The organism is Amaricoccus tamworthensis, from assembly GCF_049800875.1.
Classification (GTDB): domain Bacteria; phylum Pseudomonadota; class Alphaproteobacteria; order Rhodobacterales; family Rhodobacteraceae; genus Amaricoccus; species Amaricoccus tamworthensis.
In genome coordinates, this window is record NZ_JBNAFV010000019.1 from 65,701 (window position 1) to 86,574 (window position 20,874).

20 protein-coding genes are annotated in these 20,874 nt (G+C 55.6%); 5 read left to right on the forward strand and 15 right to left on the reverse strand.

From position 1 onward, the window contains the following. Window positions 1–2 precede the first annotated feature (2 nt). Window positions 3–611: a nucleotide exchange factor GrpE gene (gene grpE, locus ACP15P_RS20445; RefSeq protein ID WP_424930335.1), complete on the forward strand. Its 609-nt coding sequence runs from the start codon at window positions 3–5 to the stop codon at window positions 609–611. On the opposite strand, the gene mutS is transcribed toward grpE, so the two are convergent. The 3 genes from mutS to dnaK form a co-directional block, all read right to left on the reverse strand. After that, a complete protein-coding gene (gene mutS, locus ACP15P_RS20450; RefSeq protein WP_424930355.1) occupies window positions 612–3,242 on the reverse strand; it encodes a DNA mismatch repair protein MutS in 2,631 nt (876 codons plus the stop codon). A gap of 101 nt (window positions 3,243–3,343) precedes the next feature. Continuing rightward, on the reverse strand, window positions 3,344–4,492 hold the full coding sequence (gene dnaJ, locus ACP15P_RS20455; protein ID WP_424930336.1) for a molecular chaperone DnaJ: 1,149 nt from the start codon (window positions 4,490–4,492) through the stop codon (window positions 3,344–3,346). A 73-nt stretch (window positions 4,493–4,565) separates the two neighbouring features. Then, on the reverse strand, window positions 4,566–6,488 hold the full coding sequence (dnaK, locus tag ACP15P_RS20460; RefSeq protein WP_424930337.1) for a molecular chaperone DnaK: 1,923 nt from the start codon (window positions 6,486–6,488) through the stop codon (window positions 4,566–4,568). A 296-nt stretch (window positions 6,489–6,784) separates the two neighbouring features. On the opposite strand from dnaK, the gene ACP15P_RS20465 reads away from it, so the two are divergent. The 4 genes from ACP15P_RS20465 (at window position 6,785) to galU (ending at window position 10,262) form a co-directional block, all read left to right on the forward strand. Then, window positions 6,785–7,393: an alpha-ketoglutarate-dependent dioxygenase AlkB family protein gene (locus tag ACP15P_RS20465; protein ID WP_424930338.1), complete on the forward strand. Its 609-nt coding sequence runs from the start codon at window positions 6,785–6,787 to the stop codon at window positions 7,391–7,393. 214 nt (window positions 7,394–7,607) lie between these two features. After that, complete coding sequence (gene cysQ, locus ACP15P_RS20470; protein WP_424930356.1) at window positions 7,608–8,405, forward strand: 3'(2'),5'-bisphosphate nucleotidase CysQ; 798 nt, start codon at window positions 7,608–7,610, stop codon at window positions 8,403–8,405. A gap of 5 nt (window positions 8,406–8,410) precedes the next feature. Continuing rightward, window positions 8,411–9,211, forward strand: coding sequence for a 3-deoxy-manno-octulosonate cytidylyltransferase (locus ACP15P_RS20475; RefSeq protein WP_424930339.1), 801 nt, complete (start codon window positions 8,411–8,413; stop codon window positions 9,209–9,211). 136 nt (window positions 9,212–9,347) lie between these two features. After that, window positions 9,348–10,262: a UTP--glucose-1-phosphate uridylyltransferase GalU gene (gene galU, locus ACP15P_RS20480; protein WP_424930340.1), complete on the forward strand. Its 915-nt coding sequence runs from the start codon at window positions 9,348–9,350 to the stop codon at window positions 10,260–10,262. Window positions 10,263–10,324: 62 nt separating this feature from the next. Here galU and ACP15P_RS20485 read toward each other — a convergent pair whose 3' ends face one another. From ACP15P_RS20485 to tnpA, 12 genes are all read right to left on the reverse strand, one after another. Next, on the reverse strand, window positions 10,325–10,789 hold the full coding sequence (locus ACP15P_RS20485; RefSeq protein ID WP_424930341.1) for a PTS sugar transporter subunit IIA: 465 nt from the start codon (window positions 10,787–10,789) through the stop codon (window positions 10,325–10,327). 33 nt (window positions 10,790–10,822) lie between these two features. Beyond that, window positions 10,823–11,395, reverse strand: a complete 573-nt coding sequence (hpf, locus tag ACP15P_RS20490) for a ribosome hibernation-promoting factor, HPF/YfiA family (protein WP_424930342.1) — start codon at window positions 11,393–11,395, stop codon at window positions 10,823–10,825. A gap of 124 nt (window positions 11,396–11,519) precedes the next feature. After that, window positions 11,520–12,848, reverse strand: coding sequence for an RNA polymerase factor sigma-54 (gene rpoN / locus ACP15P_RS20495; protein WP_424930343.1), 1,329 nt, complete (start codon window positions 12,846–12,848; stop codon window positions 11,520–11,522). 42 nt (window positions 12,849–12,890) lie between these two features. Beyond that, a complete protein-coding gene (lptB, locus tag ACP15P_RS20500) occupies window positions 12,891–13,646 on the reverse strand; it encodes an LPS export ABC transporter ATP-binding protein (protein ID WP_424930344.1) in 756 nt (251 codons plus the stop codon). Continuing rightward, window positions 13,643–14,071 (reverse strand): LptA/OstA family protein, encoded by a 429-nt coding sequence (locus tag ACP15P_RS20505; protein WP_424930345.1) that lies wholly within the window; start codon window positions 14,069–14,071, stop codon window positions 13,643–13,645. The genes lptB and ACP15P_RS20505 overlap by 4 nt, the downstream gene beginning before the upstream one ends. Window positions 14,072–14,159: 88 nt before the next feature. Next, window positions 14,160–14,774 carry an LPS export ABC transporter periplasmic protein LptC gene (gene lptC / locus ACP15P_RS20510; RefSeq protein ID WP_424930346.1) on the reverse strand — a complete coding sequence of 205 codons (615 nt, stop codon included), beginning with the start codon at window positions 14,772–14,774 and terminating at the stop codon, window positions 14,160–14,162. 3 nt (window positions 14,775–14,777) lie between these two features. Further along, the gene (locus tag ACP15P_RS20515; RefSeq protein WP_424930347.1) at window positions 14,778–15,764 is read right to left on the reverse strand and encodes a KpsF/GutQ family sugar-phosphate isomerase; all 987 of its coding nucleotides are present in this window, start codon (window positions 15,762–15,764) and stop codon (window positions 14,778–14,780) included. 12 nt (window positions 15,765–15,776) lie between these two features. After that, window positions 15,777–16,391 carry a ribonuclease D gene (locus ACP15P_RS20520; protein WP_424930348.1) on the reverse strand — a complete coding sequence of 205 codons (615 nt, stop codon included), beginning with the start codon at window positions 16,389–16,391 and terminating at the stop codon, window positions 15,777–15,779. A gap of 98 nt (window positions 16,392–16,489) precedes the next feature. Further along, window positions 16,490–17,704, reverse strand: a complete 1,215-nt coding sequence (locus ACP15P_RS20525; RefSeq protein WP_424930349.1) for an NAD(P)/FAD-dependent oxidoreductase — start codon at window positions 17,702–17,704, stop codon at window positions 16,490–16,492. Between the two features lie 760 nt (window positions 17,705–18,464). Further along, window positions 18,465–19,979: an IS66 family transposase gene (gene tnpC, locus ACP15P_RS20530; protein WP_424928841.1), complete on the reverse strand. Its 1,515-nt coding sequence runs from the start codon at window positions 19,977–19,979 to the stop codon at window positions 18,465–18,467. 52 nt (window positions 19,980–20,031) lie between these two features. Beyond that, complete coding sequence (gene tnpB, locus ACP15P_RS20535) at window positions 20,032–20,385, reverse strand: IS66 family insertion sequence element accessory protein TnpB (protein ID WP_424928840.1); 354 nt, start codon at window positions 20,383–20,385, stop codon at window positions 20,032–20,034. Further along, a complete protein-coding gene (tnpA, locus tag ACP15P_RS20540) occupies window positions 20,382–20,765 on the reverse strand; it encodes an IS66-like element accessory protein TnpA (protein WP_424928839.1) in 384 nt (127 codons plus the stop codon). The genes tnpB and tnpA overlap by 4 nt, the downstream gene beginning before the upstream one ends. Window positions 20,766–20,874: the final 109 nt, after the last annotated feature.

The following is a 20,874-nucleotide window of genomic DNA, read 5'->3' on the forward strand; positions in this document are numbered from 1 at the left end:
AGATGAACAGAGAAAACGAGTATCGGGATTTGGACGACGAAGCGTTTCTGGATGACCCGGAGGCAGAACTTCCCGAGGATGAGGAAATTAGTGACGAGGACATCGAACTAGAGGAAGCCTCGGCTCTAAAAGCCGAGAACCGTGAGCTGAAAGATCGGCTGCTTCGAGCTCTCGCGGATGTGGAGAACATCCGGAAACGGGCTGACCGAGACAAACGCGACGCGGAGCTCTATGCCTCAACCCGCTTTGCACGTGACATGCTGAACGTCTACGACAACTTTGATCGTGCAATGCAGAGCTGCACCGACGAAACCCGTGCATCGGCACCGGGTCTGATCGAAGGCATTGAGCTGACCCAGAAAGACCTCGTTTCCGCGTTTGAGAAGCACAAAATTGTCAAAATCGAGCCTCAGAACGGCGAGAGATTCGATCCCAAATTGCACCAGGCAATGTTTGAGGCTCCTGTACCCGGCAGTAAAAGTGGCGACATTATTCAGGTCATGAGTGTCGGGTTTACGATCGGCGAAAGGCTCCTCCGGCCTGCGCAGGTCGGTGTGTCCTCCGGTGGACCTGCCGTACCGCAGGAACCCGAACCTTCGGACAGCAAATAATCACTCAGTTTGGTTTGCCATCTCCTTGAGTTCATAAATCAGGGAGAGGGCTTCCCTTGGCGAGAGATCGTCGGGGCGAATGTCCCGAATTCTTTTTTCCACTGCTGATGGTTGGCCCGGATCCGATACGGGCTGGGCATTAATCCCGACGCTGAACAGAGGCAGATCGTCGATCAATGCCTTGGCCTTGCCACCCTGGTCACGATCACCCTGCTCAAGTGCGTCCAGTACCGTGCGGGCTCTGGTGATCACGCTGTCAGGCAGGCCGGCCAGTTTGGCAACCTGAACCCCATACGACCGGTCTGCTGTGCCTTCACGAACTTCGTGCAGGAAAATCACTTCTCCCTGCCAGTCCCTTACCGCGACGGTTGCGTTCATCAGGCCGGTTAAATTCGCCGTCAGAGCGGTCAGTTCGTGGTAATGAGTAGCAAAAAGCGCACGGCACTGGTTCACATCATGCAGGTGTTCCAGCACCGCCCAGGCGATTGATAGACCGTCATACGTGGCGGTGCCACGCCCAATTTCATCGAGAATGACGAAGGCGTTTTCTCCGGACTGATTCAGGATCGCGGCAGTCTCAATCATCTCGACCATAAAGGTTGACCGACCGCGCGCCAGATCGTCGGCAGCGCCAACCCGACTGAAGAGTTGGTCGACCACTCCAATCCGAGCTTTTGTCGCAGGAACATATGATCCGATTTGCGCAAGAACGGTTATTAGTGCGTTTTGCCTGAGGAAAGTCGATTTACCGGCCATGTTGGGGCCGGTGATGAGCCATAGTGGACGCGCATCGGAGCCGTCGGCTGAAAGATCGCAGTCATTAGCCACAAAAGGCTGGCCGGTTTTGCGTAAAGCGCTTTCAACGACCGGATGCCGTCCAGCTTCGATCTCAAATGCCCGGCTGTCATCCATGACGGGGCAGGTCCAGTCGCCGTCCACCGCCAGGTCCGCAAGTGCGGCGCAGTAGTCAATCTCCGCAATTGCGGCAGCAGCTGCCGATACTGCACCGTAACGGTCCAGAACCGCCTGGCGGAGTTCGGCAAAAATCCTTTTCTCCAGTTCCTGGGCATGGCTCGCGGAATTCAGGATTTTTGTTTCTATTTCAGCGAGCTCAAGTGTGGAAAACCGAACCTGGTTGGCAGTGGTCTGTCGGTGCGAAAATGTGTTCGAATTCCGCTCTTCACGCATTTTTTCCGCGTGAGTTGCCGGAGTTTCCACGAAATAGCCCAACACATTGTTATGTTTGATCTTCAGTGCCGAAATGCCGGTCTCATCGCGATATTTTTCCTGTAGTGAGACTATGACTTCGCGGCCCTGGCTGCGCAGTCGTCGGGTATCATCCAGATCCTGAAGGTAGCCTCCCGCAATGAATTCCCCGTCCCGAACGAGCGTTGGAGGTTCAGCGACGAGCGCGCGTTCCAGTAGTTCGATGAGGTCGCTATGGCCGGTCAGGGCCGACTTGCTTCGTCCAAGGTTTTCCGGAAGGTCGTCTTCCAGAATAGATGAGATATCATTCGCATGTTGCAGTGCGTCTCGAACGGTCGCCAGGTCTCTTGGGCCTCCCCGATCGAGACCAAGTCGGGACAGGGCCCTTTCGAGGTCCGGGATCTTACGTAAGTGTTCCCGAATTTGTGGGCGAAGGGATCCATCTTCTACAAAATGCCTTATGGCGTCCTGGGTGGCGCGAATTTCAGCTGGTGAGGTCGACGGTGCGTTGATGCGCGATTCCAGCAAACGCGCACCAGCGCCGGTAAGCGTGCGATCGACCGTGGAAAGGAGTGTGCCTTCTCTGGAACCGGACAGGCTTCGTGTCAGCTCGAGGTTGCGGCGCGTAGCCGCATCCATCCGCATCTGCGCGCCCTGGGTTTCTCGTTTTGGCCGACGGAGGAGTGGAAGGTTTCCTTTTTGGGTGACTTCCAGGTAGTCGATGATTGCACCAACTGCCGAAATCTCCGTGCGCTCAAACTCGGCAAAACCGTCGAGTGAATTAACGCCAAAAGCGTTGGAAATGCGTTTTTCCGCAAGGCTCGAATCGAAAGATGATCGCGCCACCGGTGTAACCACCGCACCGTTGTCCTGAATGACCGCGGTAATTTCATTGTTGGTTTGTTCCGAAACAAGAACTTCCCGGGGAGCCAACCTGGCAAGGTATTGGCCAATTCGATTGGGTGGACAGTCTGCTACCGTGAGCTCTCCGGTAGACATATCCACCCACGAGAACGCACCATTACCCCGAATTTCGGAAAAGGCGGCCAGGTAATTATGGTGTCGGGCTTCTAGAAGGCTGTCTTCTGAAATCGTGCCTGGGGTGACCAGCCGAACTACCTCACGCCGGACGACGGCTTTGTATCCGCGTTTCTTAGCTTCTGCAGGGTCCTCCGTTTGCTCACAGACTGCCACGCGGAATCCCTTGCGGATCAGGGTGAGCAGATAATTTTCGGAGGAATGAGCCGGCACACCACACATCGGAATGGGCTCACCCTGATGGCTGCCGCGTTTTGTTAGAGCTATGTCGAGAGCGGCGCTGGCCTTAACGGCATCATCGAAAAATAGTTCGTAAAAGTCGCCCATCCGATAAAAAAGCAGAGCATCGGAATGCTCCGCTTTGATTTCGAGATATTGCACCATCATAGGTGTGATTTTGCCGTCACCGCTCACGTTGGCCCCCGCTGATCCGAGTGAGTTTTACATCGGCTTACAGCGGGTTAACAGGGGGGCGGTCGATAGAAAAGTCAGCCGGTCATCCCGTCCCAGAAACTCTTCACCTTGCTGAAAAAGTCATGGGATTCCGGATTGTTGTTTTTGCTGCCCAGTTCCTCGAACTCGGCGAGAAGTTCCTTCTGACGGCTGGTCAGATTAACAGGCGTTTCCACGTGCAGCTCAATGTAAAGATCGCCCGAGCCCGCTCCGCGAAGTGCCGGCATGCCCTTGCTCCGCAGACGAAGCTGCTTGCCGGACTGAACTCCAACCGGAACTTTCACCCGTGTTCGGCCGCCATCAAGGGTGGGTGCTTCGATCTCACCACCAAGTGCAGCCGTCGTCATCGAAACCGGAATGCGGCAGAAGAGATTTTGGCCGTCACGCTCAAAAATCTGGTGGTCCGCAACCTCGATGAAAATGTAGAGATCGCCTGCCGGTCCGCCACGCAGACCCGCCTCACCTTCACCCGCGAGTCGGATCCGGGTTCCCGTTTCAACGCCAGCCGGAATATTTACATTCAGAGTGCGGTCTTTACGAAGACGCCCCGCTCCGGCGCAGGCGCCACAGGGGTTCTTGATGATCTGACCTTTGCCGCCGCAGGTCGGGCAGGTGCGCTCAACAGTAAAGAAGCCCTGCTGCGCCCGAACCTTACCTTGACCGGAACAGGTCGGACAGGTTGCGGGCTCGGCGCCACCTTCCGCGCCGGAACCGTTACAGGTGTCACAGGCTACGCTCCCTGGAACGCTGATGGTTGCCTGTTTGCCCTCGTATGCTTCCTCAAGGGTGATCGTCAGATTGTAGCGAAGGTCTGACCCGCGACTTGCTCTCTGGCCGCGCGCGCGGGCGCCGCCACCCATGAAGTCGCCAAACAGATCATCGAATACATCGGAGAATGCGCTGGAGAAGTCGCCATGCGCATGGCCACCGCGAAATCCGCCGGCTCCGCCACCGCCGTTTTCAAATGCGGCATGCCCAAAGCGGTCATAGGCAGCTTTTTTCTGTTCGTCCTTGAGAACCTCGTAGGCCTCGTTGACTTCCTTAAACTGGGCTTCGGCGTTTGGGTTGTCCTGATTTCTGTCAGGATGCAGTTCCATGGCTTTCTTGCGGAAAGCCTTTTTTATCTCCGCAGCGGAGGCACCTTTGGATACGCCAATCGTTTCGTAATAGTCACGTTTTGCCATGTGGGAGTGGTCCCTTCAAACGGCAAAATGGCCCCCCCGTTATGGGGAGACCATTTTGACGCAATTATCCAGTTCAGGATTTTTTGTCGTCATCGATATCTTCGAAGTCGGCGTCGACCACGTCATCGGATTCCTGTGCGGTGTTGTCCGCGCCACCATCCTCTTCGGACGACGCTGCCATTTCCTCGGCCTGGGCCTTGTAGATGGCTTCGCCAAGTTTCATGGACGCTTCCGTGACATCCTGAATACGGGCCTTGATGGTTTCCGCATCGTCACCCTCAAGCGCTTCCTTGAGGTTTTTCAGCGACATTTCAATCACTTCAAGAGTCGACGGATCAACTTTGTCGCCATGTTCCGACACGGATTTTTCCGTTCCGTGGATCAGGCTTTCAGCCTGGTTGCGGGCTTCGACCAGTTCGCGGCGCTCCTTATCGGCGTCCGCGTTCTCCTCGGCTTCCCGAACCATGCGGTCGATGTCCTCATCCGAGAGACCGCCGGAAGCCTGAATGGTGATCTTCTGCTCCTGATTGGTACCTTTGTCCTTGGCGCTGACGGATACAATGCCGTTGGCGTCAATGTCGAAGGTTACCTCAATCTGGGGCACGCCACGCGGGGCAGGCGGGATCTGTTCAAGGTTGAACTGACCAAGGATCTTGTTGTCCGCGGCCATTTCACGCTCACCCTGGAAAACCCGGATCGTCACTGCGTTCTGGTTGTCCTCAGCCGTCGAGAAGATTTGGCTCTTCTTGGTCGGGATGGTGGTGTTGCGGTCGATCAGTCGAGTGAACACACCGCCCAGGGTCTCAATGCCGAGGGACAGAGGTGTCACGTCGAGCAGAACGACGTCCTTAACGTCACCCTGAAGTACACCAGCCTGAATAGCGGCACCCATGGCCACAACCTCATCAGGGTTCACTCCCTTGTGAGGTTCTTTCCCGAAGAATTTGGAAACCTCTTCCATGACTTTCGGCATGCGGGTCATACCACCAACGAGGATAACCTCATCGATTTCAGACTTGGCGATACCTGCGTCTTTAAGCGCTGCCGCACACGGTTTCATGGAGCGCACGATCAGGTCCGAAACCAGGCTTTCGAGTTTGGCGCGGGTCAGCTTCAGCACGAGGTGCAGGGGCTGGTGGGTTTTCGGGTCCATCGAGATAAACGGCTGGTTGATCTCAGTCTGGGACGAGCTGGAAAGTTCGATTTTGGCTTTTTCCGCAGCTTCCTTAAGCCGCTGGAGAGCCATCTTGTCTTTCGTCAGATCGACGCCGTTTTCCTTCTGAAACTGCTCGGCAAGATACTCGACAATCCGCATGTCGAAGTCCTCACCACCGAGGAACGTGTCACCGTTGGTGGACTTAACCTCAAACAGGCCCTCATCGATTTCGAGGATCGAAATATCGAACGTACCACCACCAAGGTCGTATACCGCGATGGTTTTGGAGCCTTCCTTGTCGAGACCGTAGGCCAGTGCGGCAGCAGTCGGCTCGTTGATGATGCGAAGGACTTCGAGGCCAGCGATCTTACCGGCGTCTTTAGTGGCCTGACGCTGTGCGTCGTTGAAGTAAGCCGGAACAGTGATCACGGCCTGGGACACTTCTTCACCGAGGTAAGATTCCGCAGTTTCCTTCATCTTCTGCAGCGTGAAGGCGGAAATCTGGCTGGGGGAGTATTTTTCGCCCTTCACCTCAACCCAGGCATCGCCATTGGGGCCGGGGACGATCTTGTAGGGCACCATGTCCTTGTCCTTGGCGACCGTCGGGTCGTCATGGCGGCGTCCAATGAGACGCTTGATGGCAAACAGTGTATTTTCGGAGTTGGTTACGGCTTGGCGCTTGGCGGCCTGACCAACAAGGCGTTCATCGTCGGTGAATGCAACGATGGAGGGTGTGGTTCTTGCACCTTCGGAGTTTTCGATAACCCGTGGCTGGCTGCCATCCATGATGGAGACACAGGAGTTCGTAGTACCGAGGTCAATACCGATGACTTTCGACATAAGCAGTCCTTTCGAGCGGCAATTTCGCGTGACAGGCCCGGTGACCAGCACCTGCCCGCATCCCTTGTGCGGCACTTCACATAAATGTGCGTAACCGCTTTTCGGAGGGTATATAGGTTTCTGTCCAGCAGCCTGCAACCGGTCGAACCTGAACGAATGACCTTTTTGTGGCAAATATTGGCTGAGGCCGAAGATCAAGGGAAATTCGCCACAATTCACGGGTCAGTCGGTTCATTTCGGACGTTTTGAACCCAATATGGCCGGCATGGACGGCACAGGATGACAGTAGTAATTCCATGAAGAGACCATTGCCTAAAATTGACGGTTTTTCTCATCTCCCGAGCTACCTCCCGAAGTTGGAGCAGAAGGCTTTGGTCGGAGAAGTTTCCGACGTCGTTGGGAATGCGCCGCTTTTCTCACCGAAAACCAGATGGGGGAAGCCGATGAGCGTAGGCATGACTTCCGCTGGAAAATATGGCTGGTTCAGTGACAGTAGAGGCTACCGATACATTGATCGACATCCGTCCGGAGTGAACTGGCCAGCAATTCCCGAAACCGCAATACGGGTTTGGAGAGATCTCGTCCCCGGTGAACGCGATCCGGATTGTTGTTTGATCAACTACTACAGGGAAAACGCAAGAATGGGCCTTCATACGGATAGTGACGAGGCGGATTTCTCGTGGCCCGTTGTTTCGATCAGCTTGGGTGACGAAGGGCTTTTTAGGGTTGGTGGATTGGAGCGCGCTGAACCGACCGCATCTGTTTGGTTGCAAAGCGGCGATGTTGTGGTTCTGGGTGGTGAAGCGCGACAAGTCTATCACGGCGTTGACAGGATTAAATTTGGGTCCAGCGAGTTGCTTCCCCGCGGCGGTAGGCTCAATTTGACGCTCCGGGTCGTTGATTAGGAGTTGGCCTAATTCCCCAGCGTCAACTTATGAGAGCGAAGCGGTGCTATGGTCCGAGTTTCACGATTATGTCGAAAAAGAGGCATAATACCGCCTTAAGTACGTTTCGAACGACCAAGTGTTTGCAAGTGCGGAAACTCTGGTCCATAGCTTGCTCCGACCGAAGAAGCTGTCGGTCTCCAATGTTTGGGTTGTTGATCTGAGGACGAGTAAAATGGATTACGGTAAAATTGTTGCTTCCATGCGGGAACTGTCACTTCATGCAGGTGCGGCAATCATGGATGTGTACAACAAGCCGGATTTTGACGTACAGGCCAAGTCGGATGACTCTCCGGTGACGGAAGCGGATCTCGCGGCTGACAAAATCATTTGCAAAGGCCTTGCCGGGGCATTTCCGGACATTCGAATTGTAACCGAAGAGCAGGCCGACACCCACATCGACACCGGCGGTGTTTTTTTTCTTGTGGATCCGCTTGATGGAACGAAGGAATTTGTTCACCGGCGTGGTGATTTTACGGTGAACATTGCTTTGGTCGAAAATGGCGTTCCGACACGGGGCGTTGTTTATGCTCCGGCGAAAGATCGGCTGTTTTACACTGATGCCGATGGCAGATCCGTCGAAGAGACCGGACCCCATTCGGTTGACGCGGTCGGCGCCCTCAAGCCCATGTCGGTTTCCGCACCGAACGAGGAGGCACTCGTGGTGGTCGCCTCGAAATCTCATCGGGATCAGGCCACCGATGACTATATCAATACCTACAAGGTGTCCGATTTCCGGTCCGCGGGTTCCTCTTTAAAGTTTTGCCTTGTGGCAGCTGGTGAGGCCGACCTTTACCCCCGACTTGGGCGTACAATGGAATGGGATACTGCTGCCGGTCACGCCGTACTAATCGGTGCTGGTGGCAAAGTGGTGCGCTTTGACGACCACACCGACCTTGGATACGGCAAGCCCGGTCTCGACAATCCATTTTTCGTGGCATATGCGCCGGGAATTACCCTCAACCAGGGCTGAGAAAAATGTCCGCACTGATCGTCATTCCCGCACGCTACGCATCCAGCAGATATCCGGGAAAACCCCTTGTCGAACTTGAGGGGGCTGACGGTCAGAAGCGGAGCCTCATCCATAGAAGCTGGCTGGCCGCCAAGCAGGTTGAGGGCGCGGACCGGGTCGTTGTCGCAACCGACGATTCCCGGATAGCTGAAGCATCTGAAGCTTTTGGCGCCGAAGTGGTAATGACACCCGACAGCTGCAGAAACGGCACGGAGCGTTGTGCTGTGGTGGCCAAGGGGCTCGGGGCTGACTACGATATCATTATTAACCTTCAGGGCGATGCGCCGCTGACGCCGCCATGGTTTGTGACTGAATTGATCCGGTCGTTTTATGAAAACCCAACAAGACAGGTCGTGACGCCGGTGTTGCGCTGTGATGCGGACGCATTGGCGGGGTTTCTTGAGGATCGGAAGAATGGACGTGTCGGAGGCACGACTGCGGTGTTCGACAGGGCAGGCCGCGCGCTGTACTTTTCCAAGGAAGTTGTGCCCTATACCGGACGCGAGCTCGCGGCCGAAGAAGAGATCCCGGTTTTTCATCACGTTGGGGTCTATGGATACAGGCAGGCCGCACTTGCGTCTTATGGAGCCCTGACGCCGGGGCCCCTCGAGTTTTGGGAAGGCCTTGAGCAGTTGCGATTCATGGAAAATGGGATCGACGTTCATTGTGTTGAGGTTGAAGCAAGGGGCCACGCCTTTTGGGAGCTGAACAACCCGTCTGATGTTATACGTATCGAGAGAATATTGCGGGAACTGGGCGTATCGTAGTCACGATCGAGGCGTACAGTCCCGTTTACCAAGAGACAGATTAATTTTGGAGTAAAAAAAAATTCATGATAGCGACAGGAACAATGCTCCAGACTGCTACCGTGTATTTTTTAAAGGCCAATGTGTAGGAGGTCGAATGACAAAAAAGGTTAGCAAAGCTGTTTTTCCTGTGGCCGGATTGGGCACGAGGTTTTTGCCTGCGACAAAATCGGTACCGAAAGAAATCCTGCCATTGGTGGACCGGCCTCTGATCCAGTACGCCATCGACGAGGCGCGGGCGGCGGGTATCAAGGAATTCATCTTTGTTACATCCCGCGGAAAAAGCGCACTGGAAGACTACTTTGACAACGCTCCGGAACTTGAAAAAGCGCTTGCTGACGGAAACAAAACCAAACTGATGAAAACGCTCGAACAGACGGATATGGACAGCGGCGCAGTCGCATATATCCGTCAGCAGGAGCGCCTTGGTTTGGGCCACGCTGTGTGGTGTGCACGGCGACTGATCGGTGACGAGCCTTTCGCCGTTATTTTGCCGGACGATATTATTGAGGCACAAAAGCCCTGCCTCCAACAGATGGTAGAGGCTTATGAGGAAACCGGCGGCAACATGGTTGCTGCCATGGAGGTTCCTCATGAGCGTGTGTCTTCCTACGGTATTCTGGATGTCGACAAGCCCTCGAGCCGAACCATGAAGGTCAAAAACATGGTCGAAAAGCCGAGTGAGGCGGAGGCACCGTCGAACATCGCGGTGATCGGTCGATACATCCTCACGCCGCACGTGCTTAAAAATCTGGACCGTATCAAGAAAGGTGCCGGAGGTGAGGTGCAGTTGACCGATGCAATTGCTACCGAGATCGAACGCAAGGGCAACGTACACGCGTTCAGGTTCAAGGGTCGTCGGTTCGACTGCGGTTCCCAGAGCGGCTATCTCCAGGCAACCGTTGCTTTTGGTCTCGCGAGGCCAGACCTGCGAGAGGATTTCCTCGATTTTCTGGCAGGCGTCGTTGAAAATGAAGCACCCGTCCCAGCAGCAAAAGCTGCGAACGGATAATACATCCGATCTATCCCCGGCCGAATGATTTCGCTCGGCTGGGGAATTTACACAGAAAAGCCTCAAGCGGCTTTTTCTGCGGTCCCCTCAGTCAGGATTGCATAGAGTGCGGCCGGATCGAAAGTCGACCGGAGCTTTGCGCACACGCGCTCGTCCCTTAGGGTCCGGGAAACTCTCGCCAAAGCCTTCAGATGCTCAGCGCCAGCAGATTTTGGCGCGAACAGGGCGAACACGAGATCAACCGACTGGCGGTCTACGGACTCAAAATCAATCGGTTTTTCGAGTCGAATGAAAAACCCGACAACCCTGTCGACCTCGTCGAACCTTGCATGCGGAATCGCGACGCCCCGGCCAACACCTGTCGGACCGAGGGCCTCGCGCTCCATAAGCGCCTTGTAAGTGGAAGCTGTGGGAAGACCATACACGGTATCCGCCATGTCCGAGAGATCCTGCAACAGGCGTTTCTTGCTCGTTGCTTTCACCGGACTGCGAACAGCGTCCACGCGTACAATTTCAGACAGCTCCATCAAGGGGCTCCATTCAGGTAGTTTAGCGGCGATCTATTGGGAGTTTCTGGGGTCTATCCAGCCAATGTTACCGTCTTCGCGGGTGTATACCACATTCACACCGCCATGCTTCTCATTGCGGAACACCAGCAGCGGGGCTCCGGCAAGCTCCATCTGCATCACGGCCTCGCCCACGGAGATATTGGAGATTTTGGTTTCCATTTCCGCGATGATGACCGGCTGAAGGCTGTCCGGCTCGGCGTCGTCATTCTGACCGCCATCCAGGATGTAGGACGGCTCCCCGATCGCTTGGATCGGATCGGCACGATGCTGATGGTGGTTCTTCAGGCGCCGCTTGTATCGACGGAGCTGCTTCTCCATTCGGTCGGCCGCGCCTTCGAAACTTGCGTAAACGTCATTGGCACGCGCCTTGGCCTGAACCGACATGCCGGTGGGCAGGTGAACGGACAGGTCGGCTACAAATTCATGGCGGTCTTTGGAGAAGGTAACAAATGCTTCCACGGGACGGTCGAAATATTTGCTTACGGCTTCTTCGAGGCGGTCTTCCACATGAGTCCGGAGAGCATCACCGACATCAATTTGTTTTCCACTAACCTGTAGGCGCATATCGTTTTTCCTTTGGAAGATTGTAGTTTTAGCGTTTGAGGACTGCGCCGTGAACGCGGTCCCTATCCACGTACTCGGATAAAATGTCAACCTTGGATGACTGTTTGCTCGCCTCCCTTCGAATTCAGACCTTTCCGGTTCCGGCTTTTTGACGTCTCCGCACCGAGGAGGAGGGGACGCCCATTTGCTCACGGTATTTCGCAACCGTTCGGCGCGCAATATCTATCCCCTCATCTCTTAACATGGTTACGATTTTATCATCCGAAAGTACATCGGTCGAACGCTCGGATTTTATCATTGAGAGCATTCGGTTCTGTACCAGTGTCGCGGAAAACCCTTGGCCTCCGTTGATGGAACCTATTGATGAACTGAAGAAATATCGCAGTTCGAAGTTTCCGTGCGCGCAGGACAGGTATTTGCCGTTGGCTATTCTGCCGACTGTCGATTCGTGCATCTTGATCCGCTTAGCAATGGTTTTCCGTGTAAGTGGCTTCAACCCGGAAACACCGTGACGAAAAAAATCTTTCTGAAAAGATGCGATTTCGGTGCTGACCTTCAGTATGGTTCTGGCTCTTTGTTCCAAAGAGCGCACAAGCCAGTTCGCCCTTGTCCTGCATTCCGATATATAGGCTCTGGCCTCGTCGCTCTGCCCGGATATTTCCGTCGCATAGATATTGTTCACCAGAACTTTAGGCAGGTTCAAGGTGCTTATTTCAACTTTAACGTGTCCCGCGTCATTGATTGACACAAAAACATCCGGTGCTGTCGTGAGGACAGGATCTTCGCCAAAGCGGGCCCCTGGTTTTGGATTGAGCGCCCGTATTTCCAGAAGCATGTCCTCAATGTCGTCCTGACTTACTCTGCAAAGCCTTGCCAATTCTGCCGAATCGCCATTGATTGCGAGCTCGACATTTTCGATCAGCGTGCGCATTGCAGGGTCGAAACGATCGCGATCCTGAAGCTGTAGCGCGAGACATTCCCGGAGGTTCCTTGCGCCGACGCCTGCAGGCTCGCAGCGCTGGACCAGTTTCAGTCCCTGAACGATGTCTTTCGACCGGATGTGATAACGCCCCGCGACATCAGAAACTGGTTCCCTGAGGTAACCGTCCGGATCGATTTCGTCCGCGACGATCAATGCCAGTTCCAAATCTTCCGCAGGCAGTCGCATTTCCCTAAGTTGAGCCCTCAGAAATTCCGTGAGCGATACCTTTGACGCGATGTTTTGAAACGGGCCCGCATCGTGCTCAGTTGTTGCGGAACTGGACGGAAGTGGGGAGTACACCTCGGGCTCAGGTGTAGCCATTTCCAGGAGTGGATTCTTCTCAACTTCCGATTTTACAAACTCGGCGATCTGAACGCTGTTTAACTGCAGCAACTGAATCGCCTGCTGCAACTGTGGCGTCATCTTCTGAGAGAGGCTTTGACGAACCTCGAGTCTGGGACCCAGCGCCATCAGGTTACCCGGGCACGATCCGACTTCGAAAGACTTCCAGTGTCAGATTCGAAAAGAGTCCCCAAGATACACCCGTCTGACATTGTCATCCTGTATTACCTGGTCTGGTGGGCCGGACATGATCACGGTACCGCCGTGAAGAATATAGGCGCGATCCACGATTTCCAACGTCTCGCGTACATTGTGGTCGGTGATGAGAACGCCAATCCCACGGTCCTTCAGGTGGCCGACCAGTGATCGAATGTCATTGATTGCCAGCGGATCAACGCCGGCGAAGGGTTCGTCCAGCAGTATGTATTTTGGCTGCGTCGCAAGACACCGGGCAATTTCCACCCGTCTCCGCTCTCCGCCCGATAGCGCGATCGCCGGTGTGCGGCGAAGATGGGTGATCGAAAACTCCCCCATTAACTCGTCGAGCATCGCATTGCGTTTTTCCGGGTCGCGGTACGTCAGTTCCAGTATGGAACGAATGTTGTTCGCGACCGTCATGCCCCGGAAGATCGAGGCTTCCTGAGGCAGGTATCCGATGCCCATTTTGGCCCGCCGGTACATGGGCAGAAACGTTACGTCGGTTCCGTCGACAAAGACGTTGCCGGTATCAGGAGGTATCAGCCCTGCGATTGTGTAGAAGCAGGTCGTTTTACCAGCACCGTTGGGCCCCAAAAGCGCGGCCACTTCGCCACGTCTGATCGAAAGTGAAACATCTCGAAGAACCGGGCGCTTTTTGTAGCTTTTGGCCAGGTTACGGACCTGAAGGCCCTGATCGCCATCGGTAACGCTAAGGGGGGGAGGGGTCATTGTGATGTTGCCGGATCGAATATGGTTTGTACTCGGCCGTCGAGGGTTGCGGTACCGTCCACAAGATTTATTCGAAGCCGCTCGCTCGAAAGGGCATTGTTTCCCTGTGTGAGAAGGACATTGCCCTCCATTTCTACCACGCCATCTGCGACAAAATACTCCGCGGTTTCAGCCTCGGCCGCCTCCGCGCCGTTTGAAAGGCGTACCTCGCCCGTGGCCTTCATACTCTCCACACTGCCACTCGACTGGTTGGCATCTTCCGCGTAGTAGACCTCAATTTTTTCGGCCGATAAACGCAAAGCGCCCTGTGCGACCTGTACGCCGCCGGAAAAAACCGCGGTCCCGGTTCCCTGGTTCAGTTCAAGATTGTCAGCCGCAATTTCGACAGGCAGGGATGCGTCGTGGCTCAGCCCGCTGAATGGCACGGTCGTGCCTTGGCCCAGAGCGGTTCCGGCGGAAACAAGAAATAAAAAAAGCAGTAACTGTCGGGCAATCATCCGGAATCCAGGCTCGTCAATTGGTCGCGGTGGGATCGTATACCAGTCTGACGCCTTTGCCGAATGAAAATATCCGCGACTGGCTGTCTGAACTGGACGGTCGAATTTCCAGGGAACCTGAATCAATCTGGCCAACCGGGCCTTTGGTCTGAACTCTCTCATCGCCCTTCAGGGTACCATTTCCCAGATTAAGGCTCAGGCGTGGCGCCGAGACCCCGTATCCGTCCGAAGTACCAAGAGAGACATCGCCGTTCAGGTCCAGCATCTGCCCGGGGATGTCGAGGTTGGCCGAATTCGACTCAACGGTGATCGTCCTGCCGTTCACATAGTCTATCTTTCCGGACAGGGAGGTAATCTCCGCATGCTGGGGTGGGGCGGCATCGGGAACTACGAGATCAGCGGTAAACTGGAATGCGTCCCGTGACTTTGTGAAGCCACTGAACACGGGATTACTGATGCGCAGGCCTTTGCCGAACTGTTCCAGGTCCGATTGAGAGAAGGTAATCTCACCCCCAAAGTCATCGTCGGACTTGATAAGAAACAAACCTGCGAGAAGGGCAATCGCAGTAAGGGGCAGAACGATCTTCGAAATCGCAACAAACCGCGAATAGAGATCGGGGCCCTCCGCCATCTATCAGGTTACCCCGGCGCGGAGACAGTCATGGATGTGAAGGATGCCGACGGGTTTATGCGAGCGGTCTGACTCCAAAGCGAAAAGCGTTGTGATCTTCAGACGGTTCATTGTACCGAGCGCTTCAGATGCCAGAGCATCCGCGGCCACGGTGGTGGGATCGGGTGTCATGACGTCATCCACAGTACGGTCGAGAAGGCCGTTCATGTGTCTCCTGAGGTCGCCATCTGTGATGATGCCAACAAGATCTCCCGCCGAATTCTGAATTCCGACAACCCCAAAACTCTTTTGGCTCATGATCAGCAGGGCGTCGGACATCGGTGTGCCGAGAGCAACCAAAGGCAGGTCGTTTCCGTCATGCATCAGGTTTGCCACTGTCGCCAGTCTTGCTCCAAGGCGCCCGCCAGGATGAAAGCGCCGGAAATCCTCGGGCGAAAACTCCCGGTGCTCCATGAGCGCAATTGCCAGTGCGTCACCGAGTGCCAGGGTCATTGTTGTCGAAGTGGTGGGTGCCAGACCGGAAGAGCATGCTTCCGGTTCGGGGGGCAAAACCATACCAAGGTCGGATTTGCGAATAAGCGTGCTCTCAGCGCGGCTGGCAACACCGATCAACGGTATGGAAAACCGTCTGGTGTAGGCCATAAGGTCCGACAGTTCCGAGGTTTCTCCGGAATTGGACAACAGCAAAACGATATCGTGTCCGGTGATCATACCAAGATCACCGTGACTTGCTTCTGCCGGGTGCACGAAGATGGATGGTGTGCCGGTCGAGGCAAACGTGGCAGCAATTTTCCGGGCTATGTGGCCCGATTTTCCCATCCCTGACACGATGACACGGCCCTCGGCAGCCAGTATCATCTCAATGGCAGATGCAAATGCGGTACCCAGCGAGTCAGCGAGCGCCCCCAGTGCGGCGGCTTCGGTCATGATGACCTTTTGCCCCGCCGCGATCAGCGTTTCCGGATTCGTCGGACCTGGCCGTGGTGTCATTGCGCTTTGGCCCTATGAATGGGAAAAAATATCCTGATCTTCCCAGCCCGCAATGTCGAGAGCGGCCCTTGTGGGAAGGAAATCGAAGCAGGACTGCGCCAGCGCCGTTCGCCCCTCAACCGCGAGTCGGGCGTCCAACTTCTCCTTCATGCGGTGCAGATACAGAACATCCGACGCCGCGTAATCCAGTTGCGCGTCGGTCAATTTCTCGGCGCCCCAGTTGCTGGACTGCTGCTGTTTCGAAATATCCACATCGAGGAGTTCGCGGGTCAATTCCTTAAGCCCATGCCGGTCGGTGTAGGTCCGGACGAGCCGAGAGGCAATTTTCGTGCAGTACACTGGAGCCGTCAAAGCGCCGAACCGGTGGAGGAGAACCGCAATGTCAAATCGGCCGAAATGGAACAGCTTCAGCTGATCCGGATTGGTCAGCATGCGAGTCAGATTGGGGGCAGAGGTCTGATCCTGTCCGATTTGAACCATATGCGCATTGCCGTCACCGGCCGACATCTGGACAAGACACAGGCGGTCCCGGTGCGGCCTCAACCCCATCGTCTCACAATCAATGGCTACAATCGGCCCCAGATCTAGATCATCCGGAAGATCGCCCTGATGAAGTGTATTGGCCATGGTGCTGTCCTTCTTTCGTTCCGGAATTCTTGGTGGGTATGGGAAATTTGTAAAGAAGCGCCCAACTACCGTCCTTTGGCTGCCAACCACTGAGGTAGTTATGGCACTGCTTGTTCATCCGCAAGACCGTCCATCTTTGCCGCGAGAATTCTCGCCGTGGTTGGGCCAAGAGTGAAGCCTTGATGTCCATGGCCGAAGTTAAACCACAGCCCGTGGTGACGCGGGGCAGGTCCCACCACTGGCAGCATGTTCGGCATGCAGGGTCGTGTACCATACCAGATCGGGCTATCCTCCGGGATGGAGGCGTCAAACATCTCCCCGGCAAGGGCGGTCGCCCGATCAATCTGTGTTCGGTTCACCGGTCCATTTATTGGAGTGAGTTCGGCACCTGTAAGAACTCTCAAACCGGCTGTCATCGGCGAAAAAACCACGGCGTTATCGGCATCGACCACCGGTAGGCGCGGTCCGCTGCCCGTATCGACGTGCCGGTGATATCCGCGTTTCAGAATCATCGGAAAGTTGTACCCAAAGCGCTTTAGAAGGCCGGGGGACCAGGCGCCCAATGATACCACCACGTTGTAAGCTGACACGCGCCTATCTGCCATCGATACGATCCAGGAACCTTCGTGCTCGTTAAGACTGTTGGCATCCCCCTGATGGATTTCACCGCCCCGGGACCGAAAAAGATTCGCATAGGCTGATACCAAAGCGCTCGGATCATTGCATGACCAGCTGTCGGTCCAGTGGATGGCGCCGGCGAATTCGCCACGGAGGCCGGGTTCGGCCTTGGCCAATTCATCGCCGTCGAGAACACTGGAGTTGACGCCGAAGCTGGACCGAGCGCGCTCTGCTTCTTTGATTCCCGCCGCCAAACTTCCACTTGACCTGAACACCTCAATGAAGCCGTCACGCCTGACAAGGCGGTCAGCATTCGCCGCGCCAATCTGCCTCTCATGATCCTCAGTCGCTTTCCGGATCATTCGGCCGTAACGCTCGGAAACTCTAGCGTGTGTAGCTGGTAGAGAATTCCGAAGGTAGGCCGCGAGGGGGCGCGTAGAACTGAAAACACCGCGAAGGTTCCAGCGGACCGCGCCAGATCTGCCAATGGCGATTCTTCCGAGCGTCGCGAGGTCGAGCGGGAACCCGTAGGGTGTCACCGCTTCCGCCTGGATGATCCCTGCGTTACCAAAACTTGCTTCCTGTCCGGGTTCCCGGCGGTCAACGAGCGCAGTTTTCCTGCCACTGGACTGAAGTGCCAGCGCTGTACTGACACCAACCATTCCTGCTCCGAGTACTATTGCGTCATACTTCATCGGCACCCGGTTTCGTGGTCGCGTACATCCGTTAACCGGTACCTGCCGCCGATGGGATTCGCAATTAGAACGCAGCAAAGAGCGCTGGCGCGAAACGCCTTTATTAAGGCTTTCCTTACTTGCAAGAGGAGGCTTCGTGTTAGCTCGCGACTACGATCATCGAGTTTCCGGATGGCTCTTGAGTCCAAATCGCCCGGAGCACTCAATGTATGTTTCGAGAGATTTATTGCGATGGTGCCCAGGAGAGGTAAGTGGATGGAAATTTATTATTGTTATCTATATGAAATCGTTAGACTAAGCAACTTGGATATCCGGGAATGTGGTACCTCTTGTGCTACCTCGTTCTCTTAGCCAACTTGAGATCTCGCATAGGGGTGAGAGCACACATTGGAGTGTTGGCCGCAGCCGATGACTCAATCACATTTGCTGCATTTCTAGAAGCCTAAGTACTGGACCTCCGTATTTACTGCTGCTTGGTGACCTGAAGCCGCAGGTAGATGTTGCGTCCACGAATCCCTTCGTCTCCGCCATTAGATTTTTTTGTACAAGCTATTGAAAAAAATTGGCTTTATGCGGCAGAGAATTTTCTTTCACACACGTTTGCCACACACATGAACCGCACACGTGTTGGCTTGGCCTCCGAAATGGATTTCGCAGTGCGAGTTCAGATTTGTGATACCTTTTGTACTACGTGTTTTTTTCTGGTGATTTCAAATTTTGCACTGGTACGAGAGACGGTACGACGTAAGCGAAGTCCTGATCACACCTTCGGTTGATGGTTCCACGGCAGCAGTGCTTTGATGTTGGCCTGTCGGTGGCCGTTCACAATTGCGGTGAGGGTTTCGGTCAGCCAGGCGTGGGGATCGACGGCGTTGAGTTTGCAGGTCTCGATAAGGGACGCCATGATTGCCCAGTTTTGTGCTCCGGCATCATGACCCGCGAAGAGTGCGTTTTTCCTGTTTAGAGCGATGGGGCGGATTGTTCGCTCCACGGGGTTCGAGTCCATCTCGATGCGCCCGTCGGTCAGAAACAGGCAGAGGCCGTCCCAGTATTTGGCGATGTATTTCAGGGCTTCTCCAAGGGGCGATTTGGCTGACACCCGCGCACGGTTTGCCGTGAGCCATGTCCCGAATGCCTCAAGGGCGGGTTTGGAGCGCTCCTGTCTTGCAGCCAACCGCCTGGCGGGGCTTTCGCCGCGGACCTCTTTCTCGATCCTGTAGAGGGCGGTAATCTGTCGCAAACCCTCATCGGCGATCGGTGTGGTTCCAGTCCGGGCAACCTCGTGGAGCTTCCGCCTCGCATGCGCCCAGCAGTAGGCCAGCTGAATACCCTGTGACGGCCGCCTGATCAGCCGGTTGTAGCCGGCATACCCGTCAACCTGCAGAATGCCGCGGAAGTCCTGCAGTATCTGATCCGCATACTGGCCGGATCGTCCGGGCGCGTAAGTGAACGTGACACCGGGCGGATCATCTCCACCCCACGCCCGGTCGTCGCGGGCCAGCGCCCAGAAGTATCCGGTTTTCGTCTTTCCCCGGCCAGGATCAAGAACAGGGGCTCTGGTCTCATCCATGAACAGCTTCGGCGATTTTTTCAGGTCGGAGATCAGGGCATCAAAAACGGGTCGCAGCTCGAATGCCGCGCGACCAACCCAGTCAGCCAGTGTGGAGCGGTCAAGTTCAATCCCCTGACGTCCGTAGATCTGCGCCTGCCGGTACAGGGGCAGATGATCCGCGTATTTGCTGACGATCACATGGGCAATGGTGGCTTCGGTTGGCATGCCGCCCGGGATCAGGTGTGCCGGTGCGGCGGCCTGGACGATACCGTCCTCACAGGAACGGCAGGCATATTTCGGGCGTCGGGTCACAATCAGCCGGAACCGTGCCGGCACAATGTCCAGACGTTCACTCACGTCTTCGCCAATAACATGGCGTTCGGTACCGCAACGACAGATCGTGCTGTCCGGCTCGACCACCTCCTCAATGCGCGGCAGGTGTTTGGGCAGCGCCCCCCGGTTGGTTGCGCGCGGCTTTGAGGTCCGGGTTTGCGCACCCGCTGGATCAGCCTCACGTTCGGCTTCCACCTCAGCAATACCGGTCTCAAGATCTTCGAGGGCCAGTTCAAACTGGTCAGGATCGGATTTTTCGGATCTTCGTCCGAACAGGGCCTGTCTGAGGGATGCAACCAGAGTTTCCAGACGGTCATTCCGTTCACTCTGCGCCACGATCATGGCCTTGAGCGCATCCACGTCATCCGGAAGATCAGCCGTCGAAATCATGATCCCGGACTACCAAAACCAGTGCCCGGGGACCAGGGTAAAGGATGGTTTTTTACTCTGCCGCAGTCGGTGGACGGGCCGACAGGGCCTTCACTTTCCGCCAGTCCAGACCGCAGAACAGGGCCTCAAACTGCGCGTGGCTAAGTGACATCAGACCGTTTCGAACCGCAGGCCACGTGAAAGTCGTCTCCTCCAGCCGCTTGTACGTCATAACCAGTCCCGTCCCATCCCAGTAGAGCAGCTTCAGACGGTCCGCACGTTTCGAGCGGAACACAAAAACGGTTCCGGTGAACGGCTCCTTATGCAGTTCATTTTTTACCAGAGCCGCCAGTCCATTGTGGCCCTTGCGGAAATCCACCGGCTTCGTCGCCACAACAATCCGAACCCGTTGTGATGGGAAGATCATCCGGACCCGGACAGGGCACGAACAATCCCCGCTATCCGCTCGGGAGATGTATCAGCCCCCAGACGAACCGTGACATCGCCACAGAGGATCTCAACCGCATCACTGGACGCGGCGGGAGCCGGCGCGGTCACAGGCTCAACCACCAACGACGCAAACTCAAACTCCGCTCCGGCCAGATCCGGAACCGCCAGCCTGCCTTCCTTCGCCAGCCGACGCCACGCCGACAAATGATTTGGCAGCAGTTCGTGCCGCCGCGCCACTTCATTGACGGTAACACCCGGCACCAGTGTTTCGGCGACCACACGGCCCTTATAGGCATCAGACCAGCGCCGTTTCCCGGAAGGACCGACCATGACATCCATACGGCCAGTATCCTCCATATGGAGCGATATATCTCCTACCAACCCAGCCTCCAATTCCAATCTATACTCGGAAACGGACTCGCAGATCAGGAAGCCTTCAGGAAGGTGGGATCAAAACACCGCTTAC

Excerpts from the sequence above, each read along its gene's own strand:
- grpE (WP_424930335.1), top strand. The coding sequence starts at position 3 with ATGAACAGAGAAAACGAGTATCGGGATTTGGACGACGAAGCGTTTCTG.
- mutS (WP_424930355.1), bottom strand. The coding sequence starts at position 3,242 with ATGATGGTGCAATATCTCGAAATCAAAGCGGAGCATTCCGATGCTCTG.
- dnaJ (WP_424930336.1), bottom strand. The coding sequence starts at position 4,492 with ATGGCAAAACGTGACTATTACGAAACGATTGGCGTATCCAAAGGTGCC.
- dnaK (WP_424930337.1), bottom strand. The coding sequence starts at position 6,488 with ATGTCGAAAGTCATCGGTATTGACCTCGGTACTACGAACTCCTGTGTC.
- ACP15P_RS20465 (WP_424930338.1), top strand. The coding sequence starts at position 6,785 with ATGAAGAGACCATTGCCTAAAATTGACGGTTTTTCTCATCTCCCGAGC.
- cysQ (WP_424930356.1), top strand. The coding sequence starts at position 7,608 with ATGGATTACGGTAAAATTGTTGCTTCCATGCGGGAACTGTCACTTCAT.
- ACP15P_RS20475 (WP_424930339.1), top strand. The coding sequence starts at position 8,411 with ATGTCCGCACTGATCGTCATTCCCGCACGCTACGCATCCAGCAGATAT.
- galU (WP_424930340.1), top strand. The coding sequence starts at position 9,348 with ATGACAAAAAAGGTTAGCAAAGCTGTTTTTCCTGTGGCCGGATTGGGC.
- ACP15P_RS20485 (WP_424930341.1), bottom strand. The coding sequence starts at position 10,789 with ATGGAGCTGTCTGAAATTGTACGCGTGGACGCTGTTCGCAGTCCGGTG.
- hpf (WP_424930342.1), bottom strand. The coding sequence starts at position 11,395 with ATGCGCCTACAGGTTAGTGGAAAACAAATTGATGTCGGTGATGCTCTC.
- rpoN (WP_424930343.1), bottom strand. The coding sequence starts at position 12,848 with ATGGCGCTGGGTCCCAGACTCGAGGTTCGTCAAAGCCTCTCTCAGAAG.
- lptB (WP_424930344.1), bottom strand. The coding sequence starts at position 13,646 with ATGACCCCTCCCCCCCTTAGCGTTACCGATGGCGATCAGGGCCTTCAG.
- lptC (WP_424930346.1), bottom strand. The coding sequence starts at position 14,774 with ATGGCGGAGGGCCCCGATCTCTATTCGCGGTTTGTTGCGATTTCGAAG.
- ACP15P_RS20515 (WP_424930347.1), bottom strand. The coding sequence starts at position 15,764 with ATGACACCACGGCCAGGTCCGACGAATCCGGAAACGCTGATCGCGGCG.
- ACP15P_RS20520 (WP_424930348.1), bottom strand. The coding sequence starts at position 16,391 with ATGGCCAATACACTTCATCAGGGCGATCTTCCGGATGATCTAGATCTG.
- ACP15P_RS20525 (WP_424930349.1), bottom strand. The coding sequence starts at position 17,704 with ATGAAGTATGACGCAATAGTACTCGGAGCAGGAATGGTTGGTGTCAGT.
- tnpC (WP_424928841.1), bottom strand. The coding sequence starts at position 19,979 with ATGATTTCGACGGCTGATCTTCCGGATGACGTGGATGCGCTCAAGGCC.
- tnpB (WP_424928840.1), bottom strand. The coding sequence starts at position 20,385 with ATGATCTTCCCATCACAACGGGTTCGGATTGTTGTGGCGACGAAGCCG.
- tnpA (WP_424928839.1), bottom strand. The coding sequence starts at position 20,765 with ATGGAGGATACTGGCCGTATGGATGTCATGGTCGGTCCTTCCGGGAAA.